The organism is Flavobacterium sp. AK-301 (genome assembly GCF_058310215.1).
The window spans coordinates 1-15898 of record NZ_JBZEES010000013.1 but is presented as its reverse complement, the minus strand read 5'-3'; the positions used below and the strand labels follow the sequence as shown (position 1 = coordinate 15898).

Annotated in this window: 12 protein-coding genes; 6 read left to right on the top strand and 6 right to left on the bottom strand. The window is 34.9% G+C overall.

All coding sequences use genetic code 11. The annotated features are described in order from the left end of the window. The first annotated feature begins 143 nt into the window (after positions 1 to 143). The 3 genes from AC4FQX_RS13495 to msrB (AC4FQX_RS13485) are packed head-to-tail and all read left to right on the top strand — an operon-like array spanning position 144 to position 1909. Positions 144 to 998 (top strand): alpha/beta hydrolase, encoded by an 855-nt coding sequence (locus AC4FQX_RS13495; RefSeq protein WP_491168240.1) that lies wholly within the window; start codon positions 144 to 146, stop codon positions 996 to 998. A 12-nt stretch (positions 999 to 1010) separates the two neighbouring features. Then, positions 1011 to 1496 (top strand): peptide-methionine (R)-S-oxide reductase MsrB, encoded by a 486-nt coding sequence (gene msrB / locus AC4FQX_RS13490; protein WP_491168239.1) that lies wholly within the window; start codon positions 1011 to 1013, stop codon positions 1494 to 1496. An 8-nt stretch (positions 1497 to 1504) separates the two neighbouring features. Then, on the top strand, positions 1505 to 1909 hold the full coding sequence (gene msrB / locus AC4FQX_RS13485) for a peptide-methionine (R)-S-oxide reductase MsrB (RefSeq protein WP_491168238.1): 405 nt from the start codon (positions 1505 to 1507) through the stop codon (positions 1907 to 1909). Here the strand turns inward: msrB (AC4FQX_RS13485) and AC4FQX_RS13480 are convergent. Continuing rightward, positions 1887 to 3134, bottom strand: coding sequence for a glycosyltransferase (locus AC4FQX_RS13480; RefSeq protein ID WP_491168237.1), 1248 nt, complete (start codon positions 3132 to 3134; stop codon positions 1887 to 1889). The genes msrB (AC4FQX_RS13485) and AC4FQX_RS13480 overlap by 23 nt on opposite strands. 163 nt (positions 3135 to 3297) lie before the next feature. Here AC4FQX_RS13480 and AC4FQX_RS13475 point away from each other — a divergent pair, with 163 nt between their 5' ends. Beyond that, positions 3298 to 3879: a MiaE family protein gene (locus AC4FQX_RS13475; protein WP_491168236.1), complete on the top strand. Its 582-nt coding sequence runs from the start codon at positions 3298 to 3300 to the stop codon at positions 3877 to 3879. 83 nt (positions 3880 to 3962) lie between these two features. After that, positions 3963 to 4544, top strand: coding sequence for a PhnA domain-containing protein (locus AC4FQX_RS13470; RefSeq protein ID WP_491168235.1), 582 nt, complete (start codon positions 3963 to 3965; stop codon positions 4542 to 4544). Between the two features lie 201 nt (positions 4545 to 4745). Here AC4FQX_RS13470 and AC4FQX_RS13465 read toward each other — a convergent pair whose 3' ends face one another. Beyond that, the gene (locus AC4FQX_RS13465; protein ID WP_491168234.1) at positions 4746 to 6032 is read right to left on the bottom strand and encodes a solute carrier family 23 protein; all 1287 of its coding nucleotides are present in this window, start codon (positions 6030 to 6032) and stop codon (positions 4746 to 4748) included. Positions 6033 to 6267: 235 nt separating this feature from the next. Between AC4FQX_RS13465 and AC4FQX_RS13460 the strand changes: the two genes are divergently transcribed. Next, a complete protein-coding gene (locus tag AC4FQX_RS13460) occupies positions 6268 to 7617 on the top strand; it encodes a sodium-dependent transporter (protein ID WP_491168233.1) in 1350 nt (449 codons plus the stop codon). A gap of 90 nt (positions 7618 to 7707) precedes the next feature. Here the strand turns inward: AC4FQX_RS13460 and AC4FQX_RS13455 are convergent, their stop codons facing one another. The 4 genes from AC4FQX_RS13455 to AC4FQX_RS13440 form a co-directional block, all read right to left on the bottom strand. Then, entirely contained in the window at positions 7708 to 8613 is a 906-nt protein-coding gene (locus AC4FQX_RS13455) for a DUF5655 domain-containing protein (protein WP_491168232.1), read from the bottom strand. A gap of 11 nt (positions 8614 to 8624) precedes the next feature. Further along, positions 8625 to 11678, bottom strand: coding sequence for a type I restriction endonuclease subunit R (locus AC4FQX_RS13450; protein WP_491168231.1), 3054 nt, complete (start codon positions 11676 to 11678; stop codon positions 8625 to 8627). 276 nt (positions 11679 to 11954) lie between these two features. Beyond that, entirely contained in the window at positions 11955 to 13280 is a 1326-nt protein-coding gene (locus AC4FQX_RS13445; protein WP_491168230.1) for a restriction endonuclease subunit S, read from the bottom strand. 2 nt (positions 13281 to 13282) lie between these two features. Next, on the bottom strand, positions 13283 to 15622 hold the full coding sequence (locus AC4FQX_RS13440) for a type I restriction-modification system subunit M (protein ID WP_491168229.1): 2340 nt from the start codon (positions 15620 to 15622) through the stop codon (positions 13283 to 13285). Between the last annotated feature and the right edge of the window lie 276 nt (positions 15623 to 15898).

Genomic DNA, 15898 nt, shown 5'->3' with positions numbered 1-15898 from the left:
ATTTATTGTCATACAAGAAGTAAACTCACCGTTACTATAAAAATTCATCGATTTTAAGTTTTTTTTAAGCATTGACTAATACCATAAATCAGGTTTATCGGTTAACTTGCAGGATATTTTTGTCAATAACGAATCAAAATAAAATGAAAACAAAACCTCAGCCTTCCGTAAAAATACCTAAACCAATTTTAATAGCTGCTAAAGTACTGGAAACAATTTCCGGAAAAATGGCTGTAGATTTTGCCGTTAAATTATTCATAACTCCTATTAAATATAAAACACCTAAAAGGGAAATGGAGATGGATGAAAAAAGTATTCAGAAATTAGTCTCCATTCCTGCTATCGACAAAGAAATAATGGTTTATGAATATGGAAAAAGTGATAAAAAAATATTACTCGTTCACGGATGGTCCGGCAGAGGGACACAATTAATTACAATAGCTAATACCTTACTGGACTTAGGATATTCAACCATTAGTTATGACGCTCCTGCACATGGAAAATCTCCGGGAAAAACAAGTAATATGAAAGAATTTATTGCTGCTAATCTGGAACTGGAAAAAATATACGGACCTTTTGAATATGCTATAGGACATTCATTAGGTGGGATGGCTGTTCTCAACGCGATAAAACAGGGATTTAAAGTAAAGAAAGCAGTGCTCATAGGCAGTGGGGATATTATAGACGATATTATTACCGATTTTATTTCAACACTCAAACTAAAAGCAACCATTTTTGATAAAATGAAATTAAAATTAGAAAAACGTTTTGGTGAAACCATAAATGATTTTTCTGCGTATATAGCAGCAAGAGAAGTTACTGTTCCTGTTTTAATTATACATGATGATGATGATGATGATGTTTCTGTCAAAGCAGCACATCATATACATGAACATTTGAAACAATCAGAAATTATGATAACTCAGGGATTAGGACACCGAAAAATATTAGGTGATTCAAAAGTAATCGAAAGAATAGTTGCTTTTATTAAAAATTAAAACCTCTATATCATGAAAAAAATTGTTTTATTATTCGTATTATTTGGTCTGCTTGCCTGTCAGGGACAAGGAAAAAAAGAAACAGTATCTGCCTCTGCTCCCGTTACAAAAATCCATAAAACAGATGCAGAATGGAAAAAGGAACTTACACCCGAACAATATCAGGTATTACGAAAAAAAGGAACAGAACAGGCTTTTACAGGTGAATACGTAAATACTTTTACCAAAGGTAAATATGTATGTGCCGCCTGTGGAAATGTGATATTCAATTCCTCTTCAAAATTTCGCTCCGATTGCGGATGGCCTTCTTTCGATCAGGCTATAAAAGGTTCTGTTACCTATGCTGATGATTACAGCTACGGAATGACCCGAGTTGAGGTTTTGTGTGCAAAATGTGGTGGACATTTAGGACATTTATTTGATGATGGTCCCAAAGAAACAACCGGTAATCGATTTTGTATGAATTCCGTTGCCATAAAATTTATACCCGAAAAATAATATCACAAATGAAAAAATATCCGATAGAAAAAACAGAAGATGAATGGAAAGCTGAATTAGGTGCAGAACGTTACAGAATATTACGTTTAAAAGGTACAGAAATGCCTCACAGCGGAAAATACAATCTGACCTATGATAAAGGAATCTATTGCTGTGGAGCCTGCGGAGAGCCTTTATTTAAAAGCGATTCTAAATTTGATGCCCACTGCGGATGGCCTTCTTTTGACGAATCCATTCCCGGAAAAGTAGAATATATCAAAGATACCACTCATGGAATGATCCGGACGGAAATTGTCTGTGCCAACTGTGGAAGTCATCTCGGACATGTTTTTGATGACGGACCTACCACAACCGGTCAGCGATATTGCGTGAACTCCCTTTCAGTCGATTTTAAAGAGATAATCGATTTTTAACCTCAATCCATCGTGACATATACTTAGTACTGTTTAGCGTATGATGTTGCAATAACGCCCCCATAAAGTTATTCAGACGGTGTTTTTCCAGATCATTTTGTGTATCCAAAAGATGCTGAATAAATGCCGTAGCATATAACGATTTTAAATAACGATTTTCAATAATTGTAAATCCGTTTTGTTGCGCCTGTTCCCATTCCATTTTATTCGTATATAACTGAACAGCAGCCTCCACAAACAAATGTGGATCATCTACAATCGTTCCATTCCATGGAAACTTACCATGCATTGATTCCGCACCTACAGTTGTAGTGACACTTGGTGTTCCACATAACATTGCTTCCGTCAGTTTTCCTTTAATACCCGCGCCAAAACGTATAGGAGCCAATACAATCCGTGCATTGCGCACCACTTCCTGAGCATCCTCCGCCCTTCCCATAATGTAAAAACGTTCTTTAGACTGATGTAGCTGTAAAACTTTTTGAGAAGGATAACCACCATAAATATGTAGCTCCGCTTCCGGTACTCTCTTTCGAAGTTCTGTCCAAATCGTATTCTTCAGATACTGAACAGTATCCCAATTCGGTTCATGAAGAAAGTTCCCTACAAAAACAAAATTCTTTCTGGATTCAAATGCAGGTAATTGTTTTATGGTATCAGCATTTACAACTTCCAGTAAAAAAGGCAGGTAATATAAAAGTGCTTGATCCACTTTGAACTGTTCCTGAAGAAACTGCATTTCTACTTCTGAAATAATCAGTGAAATATCACATCTTAAAATACTAGCTATTTCACGTTTTGCAGTATCTGAAAATAAATCTGTAATATTAAATACACGATCTTCCTTAACCGCTTTCTGTCTTGCCAGTCGCAAACAATGCAGGTCCTCCGTGTCGAGTATTCTGAGTGCATTTGGACAATTTTCCGCCACGCGCCATCCAAACTGTTCCTCGGTCATAAAACGATCAAATAAAACCATTGAAGGACTTAGTTCCCTCACAAAAGCATCAAAACTGTTACAATTCAGTACAATTGTCTTTTTGATAACCCCTAAAGCTTCAATATCCGCCATATAATCACTATCCATAGCCGAACTGGCAAAAACAGCCGTCCATCCCTGCTCCTGAAACAATCCAATCAGCTGCATCATTCTGCTTCCCGCTGCCGAAGAATTCGGTTCCGGCCATACCGATCCGATAATCAAAATACACTGTGTTCTTTTCATAATCCTGATTCAACCTACAAAATAACTTTATTTTAATGAAATACAATCTAAATTAAGTCAACTTTTACCTGAAACACCAAATAATACTACCCGTTCATTACTCCTTTTTGAAACAGATCAAAAAAAAGCTTATTTTTACAAATCTTTAAAAAAACAGAATAAAATGTTAGGATTAAAATTAGCTACAGACCCACGCTGGGTAAATATTGTAGAATCAAATATCGAAGAAGTATTGACAGACCACGCATGGTGTGAGCAAAAAGCCGCAACTAATGCTATCACCATAATTACATATAATTCCGAATTAGAAGAATTAGTAACAGAATTATTGATAATTGCAAAAGAAGAACTAGATCATTTCCAGTTAGTACATGAAATTATAAAAAAAAGAGGTTTACAATTAGGCAGAGAACGCAAAGATCATTATGTAAATGTCTTATTTAAATTCATGAAAAAAGACGGTAGCAGAAAAGATGCTTTAGTAGACCGATTATTATTCTCCGCAATGATCGAAGCCAGAAGCTGTGAACGTTTTAAAGTACTTTCTGAAAATATTGAAGACAAAGAACTTGCCTCTTTTTATCGTGAATTAATGATTAGTGAAGCAGGACATTATACTACATTTCTGGGGTTTGCCAGAAAATATGGAGAAGGTATTGATGTAGATAAACGCTGGAAAGAATGGTTAGAATATGAAAATTCCATCATTACTAATTATGGAAAAGACGAAACCATACACGGATAATCACTATATCCTCTCTAATCCATTTTTATTTATTGTTTATTAAAAGTATATTTACACCTTTATATATATGATAATAAGAATTTATGAAAACCGAAACTCAATTACAGGAAAGAAGTGGAAACCAATGTGAATTATGTAGTGCAACAGAAAACTTACAGGTTTATGATGTACCTCCCACTTCAAGTAATGTTCCAGACAGAGAAATTTATATTTGTAATAAATGTTTAGCTCAGATCGAAAAAAGAGAAGAACTGGACAGTAGTCACTGGAATTGTTTAACAACCTCTATGTGGAGCGAAGTTCCCGCAGTACAAATTGTATCCTGGCGTATGCTAAACCGTTTCAGAAATGAAACCTGGGCAGCAGACAACTTAGAAATGATGTATCTTGATGATGATATGCTAGAATGGGCAAAGGCTACCGGAGATCATTCAGGAGACGCAGGAGTAGAATTACACAAAGACTCTAACGGAAATATTTTAGTAGGCGGAGACACCGTAACTTTAATTAAAGATCTGGATGTAAAAGGATCTACTTTAAATGCCAAAATAGGAACCGCTGTAAGAAACATTCGTTTAGTACATGACAATACAGAGCAAATTGAAGGGAAAATTGACGGTCAGACGATCGTGATCCTGACTAAGTTTGTCAAAAAACAATCTTAATTAAGATTGTTTTTATTATTATAATAAAAAAGCGTTTCATTTAATTATGAAACGCTTTTTTACTATCTCAAAAACGTATAGACTTCTAATATGTAAATAGAATATTTCTTATACTATAACATTCTATTTAAAATAAATATTTATTTCAACATTCTTTCTTCTTGTCTCTTTCTTCTTGGTTCTTTCCTCTCTTTCATTACTCTATTCGTCAAACATCCTTTTAAAATCAACAACCTCTTTCCCCGGTAATATCTGATTCAGAACAATTCCTATAATTGAAGCTAAAGCCATTCCTTCTAACGAGAACGATTCACCAACATGAATAGCCGCTCCTCCAATTCCGATAACCAGAATGACAGAAGCAATAATCAGATTTCTTTTTATCGAAAAATCAACCTTATTCTCAACTACCATCCTTAATCCGCTTGAAGCAATAATTCCAAACAAAAGAATAGAAATACCCCCCATTACCGGCGTTGGTATCGTAGATAAAAGAGCCGATATCTTTCCACAAAATCCAAAAAGTATTGCAAAACAGGCTGCTCCTACGAACAAATAAATACTAAAAGCTCTTGTAATAGCCAGCACTCCTATATTCTCACCATAAGTAGTATTAGGAGGTCCTCCGATCACAGAAGCCATCATAGTTGCCACACCATCTCCAAACAAAGACTTATCCAGTCCCGGATCTTCGATCAGATCCTTACCTATCACTTTACTTAATACTAACTGATGACCGATATGTTCCGCTATTGGTACAATTGCCACCGGAACCATTAATAGAAATATTTTCCAACTGAATTGCGGTTCAAAATGTACAAAAGGAATCTGAAACGGCGGAACTTCAAACCAGTTGGCTTCTATTACTCTCTGAAAATCTACCACCCCATCCTGCGTTAAAGCAAAAAGATAACCACCTACAATCCCAACCAAAACCGGAATAACACTCAAAAAACCTTTGGTAAAAATAGCAACAAGAATCGTGATCGTTAAAGTTACAAATCCGATCAGTACATATGTCAGATCATAAACGCCATTATGATTCGTTACCATACCAACTGCTGTACTTGATAATCCCAATCCGATTACAATAATCACAGGTCCCACAACAATAGGCGGAAGCAGATTCATCAACCATTTTACACCTGTTCTATTTATAATAAGAGCAACTACAGCATAAACCAGACCTACTAAAAAACTTCCTACCATAATACCTCCTGTCCCTGCAAATGCATAAATAGCAATAATAGGATTAATAAAAGCAAATGAAGAACCCAGATAAGAAGGTACTTTTCCTCTCGTTATAAGAATAAAAGCCAGTGTTCCCAATCCGCTCGATATAAGAGCAATTGCAGGACTCATTCCTGTAAGAGCAGGAACCAAAACAGTTGCCCCAAACATAGCAAATAAATGTTGTATACTAAGAACCATCCATTGTGGAAAGGATGGTTTATCCTGAATATTCAACACCACTTTTTGATCTTCCATATCTGTATATTTATTTTTAATAGTGCTATAAAAGTAAATAAAATAAAATTGAATTTAGTTCAGATTTAAATGCTTCTTTCAGAAGCCATATAAACGATTAAAATCAGACAAAAACTATAAAATTAAAGGATTCGCAATAAATTAAGACAAGAAAAGAACTTCTGAACTGCTTAAATATTTTATATTTGTATTCTTTCGAAAAAATAATCTATAATAATAAATTAAAATAAACTTTATGAAACGCGACGGATTTAATTCACAATTAGGTGCCATTATGGCAATGGTAGGCTCAGCTGTCGGTTTAGGCAATCTATGGAAATTTCCTTATGTAGCAGGTAAAAACGGTGGAGCCGCTTTTATTCTTATCTATATTGCTTTTCTACTTCTATTATGTCTTCCCTTAATGCTTTCTGAATTTATTATCGGACGGCGTTCAAAAGCAAATTCAGTAGGAGCATTTAAGAAACTGGCTCCAAAAAGCAAATGGTATTTAACCGGTCTTATCGGAACCATCACTGCTTTTCTAATTCTTTCTTTTTATAGCGTTGTCGGTGGATGGACTATCGAATATTTTATTAGTTCAGCCTTTTACGGTATTGATACCATAGCTTCAGATAAAAATTATTTTAATGATTTTATAACCTCTCCTACTCGTCCTATAATAATGCATGTTCTGTTTCTCGGATTAACTATAGGAATATTATGGACAGGAGTTAAAAATGGTATTGAAAAATATTCTAAACTGTTATTGCCCATTCTGTTTATCATGGTAATTGGCTTAGCTATATTTTCAATGACCTTGCCTAATGCCCGTTTAGGAATTGAATTTATGATGTTACCAAAATTTGAAGACATAACTTCAAATGTAATCCTGGAAGCATTAGGAATGGGGCTTTTTACATTAAGCCTCGGTATGAGTATCGTAATTACCTATAGTTCCTACTTAAAAGGCAATGAAAACCTGATCCGTATTTCTCTGATAACCATTGCTATGGATCTTATTTTTGCGTTGCTAGCAGGTCTGATGATCCTGCCTGCTGTATTTTCTTTCGGATTTCAGCCTGATGAAGGTCCGGGCTTACTATTTATTATACTACCTCAGGTATTTGCTCAGATTCCTTTTGGAAGTGTTTTAGCAACTATCTTTTTTATTGTGGTATTTATCGCTTCACTTACCTCCTCCATATCAATATTAGAGGTTATTGTTGCCTATATGTCCGAAGAATGGAAAATGTCCCGCAAAAAAACCCTTATCACTTCCGGTATTGCCTTACTTATTACAGGTACTATTTGTTCTCTTTCATTAGGAAACTTATCCCATATTAAAGTATTTGGAAATACTATATTTGATTTATTTGATGTTATTTCTTCTACCTTTTTAATGCCAATAGCAGCCTTTTTCATCTCTATATTTGTAGGATGGAAAATGAAAAAAGAAGACGTTTACGATGAATTAAGCAATCAGTCTACCATTAAACTAACTATGTTTAACCTGTTTATTTTCCTGTTACGTTATTTCGTACCATTAGCAATACTCGTTATTTTTCTAAATAAACTGGAGGTATTTAATTTCTTACTGAAATAAGAACTAAATTTTATCACCAAAAAGGGTCTGATTAAAAAATTTAATCAGACCCTTTTTTATTTTATGCAGATCAATCTGTTTTGGAATAGATTATAAAACTTGTTTTACCAGACTCATAATATATTCCAAATTCTTTGTATCAGATATAATTATTTCATAATCTCCATTTCCCAAATGTCCAATGGAAGATACATCTTTTGCTATATTTTTACTATCCTCTAAGTCTCCTTTTTTAGCGTTTATCCAAATCTTTAATCCTTTATTCTGAATACGAATATCAATTATATTCTTCCCCTTTTTAAAAGCGATATAGTGTTTTTTAGTCTCTATATCAATACTATTATTTAAATTCAGGACAGCCGTTTTATAAGCGTCATAGAGTTCTTTTACCTCGTCACTTTTACCCTCCAGATGATCTTCTTCCTCATAAACCTTTATTTCTTTAGTTACCTTCGCTATTTCGCTATGACTATCACTTTGTATCTGCTTTATACTAGGAGCAGATTTAGACTTTTTAATAGGATTAATGACTATAACACCCTTTTCAAACCGCTTAATTTCCCAAAGTTCAATAGCAAGATCCTTAAAATTGGAAGACTGTTTTTGAAAATCGGTAAAAGAAGGCGCTACAAACAAGATTCTCGATTGTGACCAGTCTACATCAGAACGTTTAAGACTTTCTTTTTGAGATTCATTATATTCCACTATAAAATCTGCTTTGTATTCCAACATCAGATTCAGATACGAAACACCCTGATCTACTACTGAATAATTACGATCTCGTTTGTATTCAATAAGAACAAATGAATTACTCTCCCTATCAAAAGCCAAAGTATCTATTCGGTTACTTTTTATCGTAAATTCCGATTTTATTAATTCATATCCTGTAATCTTCTTTAAATTCTGCTCAAAAAGATTTTGTATTTCTTTCTCCAGTTTAAAAGGACTTTCTTTTAAACTACTCAGTTCTGATTGATAATGGGTAAAAATTTGCATTCCGATTTTTTTTATTTATAAAAAACAGATCTTTTTGTACTCGCTGTCAAATTCTGTTTAAAACTATCATCATTGATCCATAATTTATACAAATCGGAAGATATCTTACGTTGCGAAATCATTACATCTTCCATAATTTTTTTATATGCGAGGGCTCTTGTATACTCATCCGGATTGTTTAAATACTTATCGTAAAAATCAGGGTGTTCCTGAATTTTACGAGTTAAGGTTACAAAAACGGTTCGCTTATCCTCTATAGTAGCATCCCAGTTACTAAACCATTTTTCATTAAAATCTTTAATTATTTTTTCTAATTCGTCTTCTTCTTTCTCCCCTGTATGAGCTCCTCTGGGATTTGCATTCTGCGGATCAAGAGAAGCTTCGGCAGCATCTAAAACAATACTTTCATTGAGGTGAACGCGTTCCAGTCCGTAAGTAGACAAATCTACTGAATTTAATAAATCGTCAAATTCAGTACCCTTCCCGTCTTTAACAACCATTTTGGGAATTAAAAATTTTAAAAACCAGAATAATTTTTCCCAGTGTTCGTTCGTAAAAGGAATAATTGCCGCTACCTGTCCATAGACTTTGACAAAATGTTTCGCTTTAATCTTTATATCCGCTTTTGATTCATCGTTCAATTCTAGTTCTGTATTAAAACGAAAAGCAGACTGATCAATAATAGGACTCAAACTATCGGCAGGAAACCCGCTAAAATATTTTTGATTAAAATCTTCTACCTCTTCCCATTCATAGACAGCAGTATCGTCTAATATCTCTTTTAATTCATGTAATATATTAACGTCCGTTGCCTCACTTAAACTTGTTGCGGTGTAAAACGGATTGAAAGACGTTTTAATATCTTCAATTTCGTTAAAGAAATCCAGTACAAATAAATCTTCCGTTCGTTTTCCGTATTGATTAGCTGACCGGTTTAAGCGTGACAGCGCCTGAACACCAAATACACCCTGTAGTTTTTTATCAACATACATTGTCGTTAATTTGGGCTGGTCAAATCCTGTCAGGTATTTATTAGCAACCACCAGTAATTTATAAGCATCTGTATCAAATCGCTCTTTCGTTTCCGACTCCGAAAAACCATTACAACCCGCCTCCGTATATTCTATACCACTAATTTCTTTTTTGCCCGAAAAAGCAATAATGATTTTAAAAGGATTTCCTCTTTCATTCAACAATTCATTCAATGCCCGAAAATAGCGTATTGCCGATTCTATGCTTTGTGTTACCACCATCCCTTTCGCTTTCCCTTTCAGCTTTTTCTTATCATATACATTTTTTATAAAATGATCTAACATTACCTCTGCTTTTGCCGCTATCGTTCGTTGATCTCTTTCTACAAAAGCCTTCAGTTTTTTCTGTGCTTTCTTAGTATCAAATAAGGGGTTCTCTTCTATCGATTTCTCTAATTGATAATAACTCTTATACGTCGTATAATTTGCCAGTACATCCAGAATAAAGCCTTCCTCAATTGCTTGTTTCATCGAATACAAATGAAAAGGAATAAAACTCCCGTCACTTTGCTTTAACCCGAAACGTTCCAACGTACTGTTTTTTGGCGTAGCTGTAAACGCAAAATAAGATGCATTTTCCCGCATTTTTCTGCCCAGCATCGTTTGATTAATCAAATCCTGCGCATCAATCTCCCCTTCCTCATTTCGTTCAAAATTCCCTATCGCCTGATTTAAACTATCCGCTGCAGAACCACTCTGACTACTATGCGCTTCATCAATAATAACACCAAAACGCTTATCGCTCATATCCCCTATTTCCTTAACGATAAAAGGGAATTTCTGAATCGTCGTGATAATAATGCGTTTTCCTGTTTCCAGTGCCAGACGCAGATCGGCAGAAGAATGCGCCGCTGCCACAATATTTTTTACTTCAGAAAAACTCTTAATATTTTCCCGGATCTGTTGATCCAGAATGCGGCGATCCGTCACTACAATTACCGAATCAAAAAGCGGTAAAGCAGTATCTTTAGCTCCCGAAATGTCCATACTTTCCGGATAAACCTCTATCAACTGAAAAGCCGTCCAGACAATGGAATTTGATTTACCTGATCCGGCGGAATGCTGAATCAGATACGTTTGTCCGGTTCCCTTTGCTGTGGTATCTGCTATTAACTGACGTACTACATCGAGCTGATGATACCGCGGAAAAATGAAAAACTTTTTCGATAAAGGATCCTTCTCTTTTCCTTCCAGCACCACAAAATGCTGAATAATATTCGCTAAACTTTTACTCCCCAGTATTTCTTCCCACAAATAAGCCGTTTTATGACCATTCGGGTTTACCGGATTACCTTTACTAAAATGGTCTCCTTTATTAAAAGGCAAAAAGAAGGTTTCTTTACCCTGCAATTTTGTCGTCATATATACTTCGTCCGTATCAACGGCAAAATGTACCAGACAACGCCCAAACTGAAATAAAGGCTGATGTATATCCCGGGTTTCTTTGTATTGTTTTTGTCCTTGTACCGCAGCAGTCTGCCCCGTCCACGGGTTTTTGAGCTCCATGGTGAGTATCGCGATACCGTTGATAAACAATACCATGTCTACTTCCTCCATTGGATTCAACACCGAATAGCGTACTTGTCGGGTTACTGAAAATTCGTTCCGCTCAAAATTATCCTGTACACTCTGAGCACTGTTTTGCAGTGGCAAAGGAAACAACAGTACCAGACGGACTTCTTCTATTCCTAACCCTTTTTTTAATACCTGCAAAACACCGTATTTTTTGACCATTCGGTCATAACGCTCCAGAATTTTGAGTTTCCAGTCCGGAAAACGTTTTAGTTTCGACAATTCCTCTGCCTGAGTATGTTCTAAAAAATGCCAGAACCGTTGTGTATCTAAAGCGTATTTTTTATCAAAATCACGGGTATTCCCTAACCAATAGCCTTTTCCGGTGCGATAGTGCTCCCTTCCCTCATTTACCTGATCAATACTCTGCCCTTCCGCTTTCAATTCTTCTAAACAAGTTCCGGTTAATTGTTTCTCTATTAAAGCTTCTAAAGCTTGTTCGTTAGTATTCGAGGTATGCATATCTTATTTGTACTAATTTTTTATTAAAAGTAAGCATTATTAACTTAAAAAGCCTCTCTTCTACTGAACTGTTTCTTTTATAATCAGCACTTTAGCATTCGTTTATATTCTAAATTCGCATAGTGTAATTTTTAAAAACTATAGCACCAATACCGGATATATAACTATTACAGAGTTTTTAGCTCCACAAATACACGTAGAATTTATTCTATACACAATTTTTTTGTTCTGTTTCTTATTGTATATTCTCTCTTCTTATACTATGCTTTTCTATAGTTATACAGTAGCAGTAACCCTGATCTTTCCGGTTACCACCTCATTAATTAAACTGGATTTATATTCTTTTAACTTCTCTATTTGCTGCTTTTTTATAGCTACTGCTGCATCTATCTTTTGCGTTACTTCTTCTAAATAGGTTACGATTTGTTCTTGCTCAGGAAGAGGGGGAACTGGTAAAATAATATTTTTAAAAAAATCATTATTTAAAATTGCTAAGGTTGTATAATTTGCATTATTCAATAATATTGTTGAAATATTTTTTAAATATTGGAAATAAAACTTATTATTATATTTTTTAGAATGAAAACCTGTTATTTGTTGATTAAAAGCCCCTTCTTTTTTAAGATATGAAGTCTTTCCAGCAGTAGCACCTATTCCTACAATTAAAACAGAATCTTTTTTAAAAACTTTAGCCTCTTTTTTTAAAATAGCCAATTGAGAAATTTTTTTTTCTGATTTAACTAAAATTTCATTATTTAAATCTTTAGGATTATACCAGTCAATTTCACCATTAAAAAATAATTGATTTGATGTTCTGGGAGTTGTTCCTGTTTGGATAAAATCAAAGATATATTTCAACTTATTTACCTCCCAATGCTCCGGTATTGCTCCAATCCATTCTACACCAGAATCTTTTAAAGAAACGGTTTTATCCAGACCTCGGGTAACGGCTTGATGAATTACTATTTTACGTCTTTCTTCTAATAAAACGATTTGCTTTTCTGTAACTTCAATAACTTCATCTAACTGAGCACATTTTTGATCTAAAAAACGAGCGATGGCTTCTTGTTCGGGGAGAGGGGGAAGAGGAAACATAAAGTTCCTTAACCATTCTCTCTGCAATTCAGTCTGATTAGTAGAACCTTGTGCAAGAATACCATTTATTAAATTATAATTTATAGATAAAAAATAGAAATAAAATTTATTAAAACATTCCTTATTTGTACGAATAATTGTAACGTGACTATCCGCTATAAAATTCCCTTGTTTCAAATTAAAAAAAGCAACTTTACCTAAAACACCACCTCCTGTAGAGGCAATCAATAGATCATTTTTTAAAACACGTCCTCTATTATTTAGAAAAGACTCTCTTTTTTCTTTTGTGTATTTTATATTATCAATATCAAAATAACCTTTACTAAAAGTTGCTTGATTAATAACCATAAAATCTGAATTTTCAACATAACCAGGAGTACTCCCTCTATTTACAAAATCTGTAAAGGTTTTCAAACGTTTAATATCCCAATGTTCCGGAATTTCCCCTAACCATTCAATACTGGAATCCTTATAGCTATCATATTCTTTTTGTTCTACAACTTCCATATTTAAAATTTTAGGATTTCAGCCAATAGACCATCCGCTTTTTCTTCTAAAGCCAGTAAATCGGCGGTAACTTGTTCTATAGAACGTAAAGGAGTATGCTTATAAAAATATTTATTAAACGAAATTTCATAGCCTATTTTTACGGAATCGAGATTGATCCAGGCTTCTGCTATGTGTGGTTGTACTTCACGTATAAAATAATCATAAATACTTTCGCTTAACGGTATTTGTTCGCTGTCCCGTAAATCGGTTTCAGCTTCGTAGGTTAGGTATTCTCCTTTTTTTCCGGTAGTAAAATACCCGTAAGTATCTAATTGATCGATTGTACAGCCCAAATGCACTAACAATGTAGATAATTTATCGCCACTTAGTTTTTCTGTTTTTTTAATCACTTTTTCTGCATTGGCATCATACACGCTTACCGCCTGTAGAATCGCTTTTTTGTCAGTAGCGGAAAGGTTTAATTTTTGGTCTTTTACAACCTGATCTACTTTTTTAGTCACCTCATTAAAATCCATAAACACTTCAGTTCCTATCGCCTGCATTAGTTTTGCTCCTGCCTGTATCAGATCACGGGGTTTGGTCCAGGTTTTCGCTTCACACAATTTAACGAGTTGCTTTTTATTCAGCCCCCATTCTTCCTGATCGGACCATTTTTCTATTTCCTTCTGTTGTTTTTCTAAACCGTTATACACCAATTCGCCATAACGCTCGTATACTTGTAACATCGGTTCGCGCAGTGCTTTGTCAAAACGCAGGTTTTCCAGTGCTTCTACAGTAAATTGAGTACGCAGACGTTTCGGTCTTTCAATATTGACTTTATGGTAACCAAAGTCGCTGTTATCAAAGATTTTGATTTCCAGATCACTCGCTGTACTTTGTTCGCTAAAAGCGATATAGTCTTTTACAATAGCATCAATATGTTCGGGTGCAAACTCTGAGTTTTTATTTCCTAAATTCTTACGCAGTTTACGAAAGAGTTTATTGGCGTCTAAAAGCTGTACTTTTCCTTTTCTGTTTTCAGGTTTATTATTGGTTAACAGCCAGATATACGTAGTTATACCGGTATTGTAGAACAAATTGTTCGGCATTTGTACAATGGCATCCAGCCAGTCGTTTTCAATAATATAACGGCGAATATTGCTTTCTCCCGATCCGGCATCGCCTGTAAAAAGACTGGAGCCGTTGTGTACTGAGGCAATACGGGAACCGATGACTCCTGTTGTTACGGGATTCATCTTACTAACCATTTCCATCAGAAACAGCAATTGCCCGTCTGAACTTCTCGGCGTAGCATCTACGGTTTCTATAGTGCCCCAATAATCGGATAAAGGTACCTGAAAACGGGAGTCAATCACGTCTTTACCGTCTTTAATATATCTTTGTTCAGAAACCCACGATTTTCCATACGGGGGATTAGAGAGCATAAAACCGAACTTCATATCTGAAAACTCATTGGTAGATAAAGTAGAACCCACGCGAATATTATCGGGATTTTTTCCTTTAATCATCATATCGGATTTACAAATTGCATAGGTTTCGTCATTGACTTCTTTTCCATATAAATAGACATCGCCACTATAATTAAATCCATTATCGGGATCGACCAGAAAGTTTTCCGATTCGGTTAGCATTCCTCCTGATCCGCAGGCAGGATCATAAATGGTAATCAGGGTAGGCATTGTTGCTTTAACAGGTTCAAAAACTAAACGGGTCATTAGCTGAATTACTTCTCGGGGGGTAAAATGCTCTCCTGCTTCTTCGTTATTTTCTTCGTTAAATTTCCGAATCAGTTCTTCAAACACATAGCCCATACCGAGATTAGATAATCCTTTGAGCACTCTGCCTTCCGGGTCATTGGTATCGTTTGGCGTTAGATTGATGTAGCGAGAGGTAAACTTTTCTAAAACATTCAGTAAAACGTCTTTATTTGCCATATGGCGTATCTGCTCGCGCAGTTTAAACATTCGGATGATTTCTTTCATATTCTGATCAAAACCATCGAGATATTCTAAAAAGTTAGCCACCAGAACTTGCTGAGAGTTGGTAGCTGTTCCTGTTAATTTTTCCAGTGTCCAGCTACTGGTATTATAAAAAACATATCCTGAGGCTTCTTGTAAACCATTGGGATCTAATTCCGTCTGTTCTAATTCTTCTTTTTGATATTTAACTTCTCTAAGCACGGCTTCTTTTGTACGCTCTAACAGGGCGTCTATTCGTCGCAAAACTACCATGGGCAGAATAACATCACGGTATTTTCCACGTACGTAAACGTCTCTGAGACAATCGTCAGCTATAGACCAGATAAAGGAAACTAATTTATTATGGGAGGCTGTATTCATTTTTTTTAGATCAATTTTTTAAAACCTAAAAGTATTACAAAACAACAGTATAATCAACTAATAAGCAGTATATTATTTTTTGTGTGTTAGAGAAGAAAGAGTCAAGAAGAAAGATATAAAGCATTCAGTCTCAGTTTACAATATACGGATTCAATATTTTTTTAATCAAAAGTGCAATCTAATAATTGAACCTTCTAATAATCTAACAGTCAAAACTGTTATAAAACAAAAAACCCTTACTATTGCTAGTAAGGGTTCTTAAAAGAAAGGCAGTGA

Bases quoted from the DNA above. Each gene is read 5' to 3' on its own strand.
- AC4FQX_RS13440 (WP_491168229.1), bottom strand. From the start codon at position 15,622: ATGAATACAGCCTCCCATAATAAATTAGTTTCCTTTATCTGGTCTATA.
- AC4FQX_RS13445 (WP_491168230.1), bottom strand. From the start codon at position 13,280: ATGGAAGTTGTAGAACAAAAAGAATATGATAGCTATAAGGATTCCAGT.
- AC4FQX_RS13475 (WP_491168236.1), top strand. From the start codon at position 3,298: ATGTTAGGATTAAAATTAGCTACAGACCCACGCTGGGTAAATATTGTA.
- msrB (WP_491168239.1), top strand. From the start codon at position 1,011: ATGAAAAAAATTGTTTTATTATTCGTATTATTTGGTCTGCTTGCCTGT.
- AC4FQX_RS13455 (WP_491168232.1), bottom strand. From the start codon at position 8,613: ATGCAAATTTTTACCCATTATCAATCAGAACTGAGTAGTTTAAAAGAA.
- AC4FQX_RS13495 (WP_491168240.1), top strand. From the start codon at position 144: ATGAAAACAAAACCTCAGCCTTCCGTAAAAATACCTAAACCAATTTTA.
- AC4FQX_RS13450 (WP_491168231.1), bottom strand. From the start codon at position 11,678: ATGCATACCTCGAATACTAACGAACAAGCTTTAGAAGCTTTAATAGAG.
- AC4FQX_RS13480 (WP_491168237.1), bottom strand. From the start codon at position 3,134: ATGAAAAGAACACAGTGTATTTTGATTATCGGATCGGTATGGCCGGAA.
- AC4FQX_RS13470 (WP_491168235.1), top strand. From the start codon at position 3,963: ATGAAAACCGAAACTCAATTACAGGAAAGAAGTGGAAACCAATGTGAA.
- AC4FQX_RS13460 (WP_491168233.1), top strand. From the start codon at position 6,268: ATGAAACGCGACGGATTTAATTCACAATTAGGTGCCATTATGGCAATG.
- AC4FQX_RS13465 (WP_491168234.1), bottom strand. From the start codon at position 6,032: ATGGAAGATCAAAAAGTGGTGTTGAATATTCAGGATAAACCATCCTTT.
- msrB (WP_491168238.1), top strand. From the start codon at position 1,505: ATGAAAAAATATCCGATAGAAAAAACAGAAGATGAATGGAAAGCTGAA.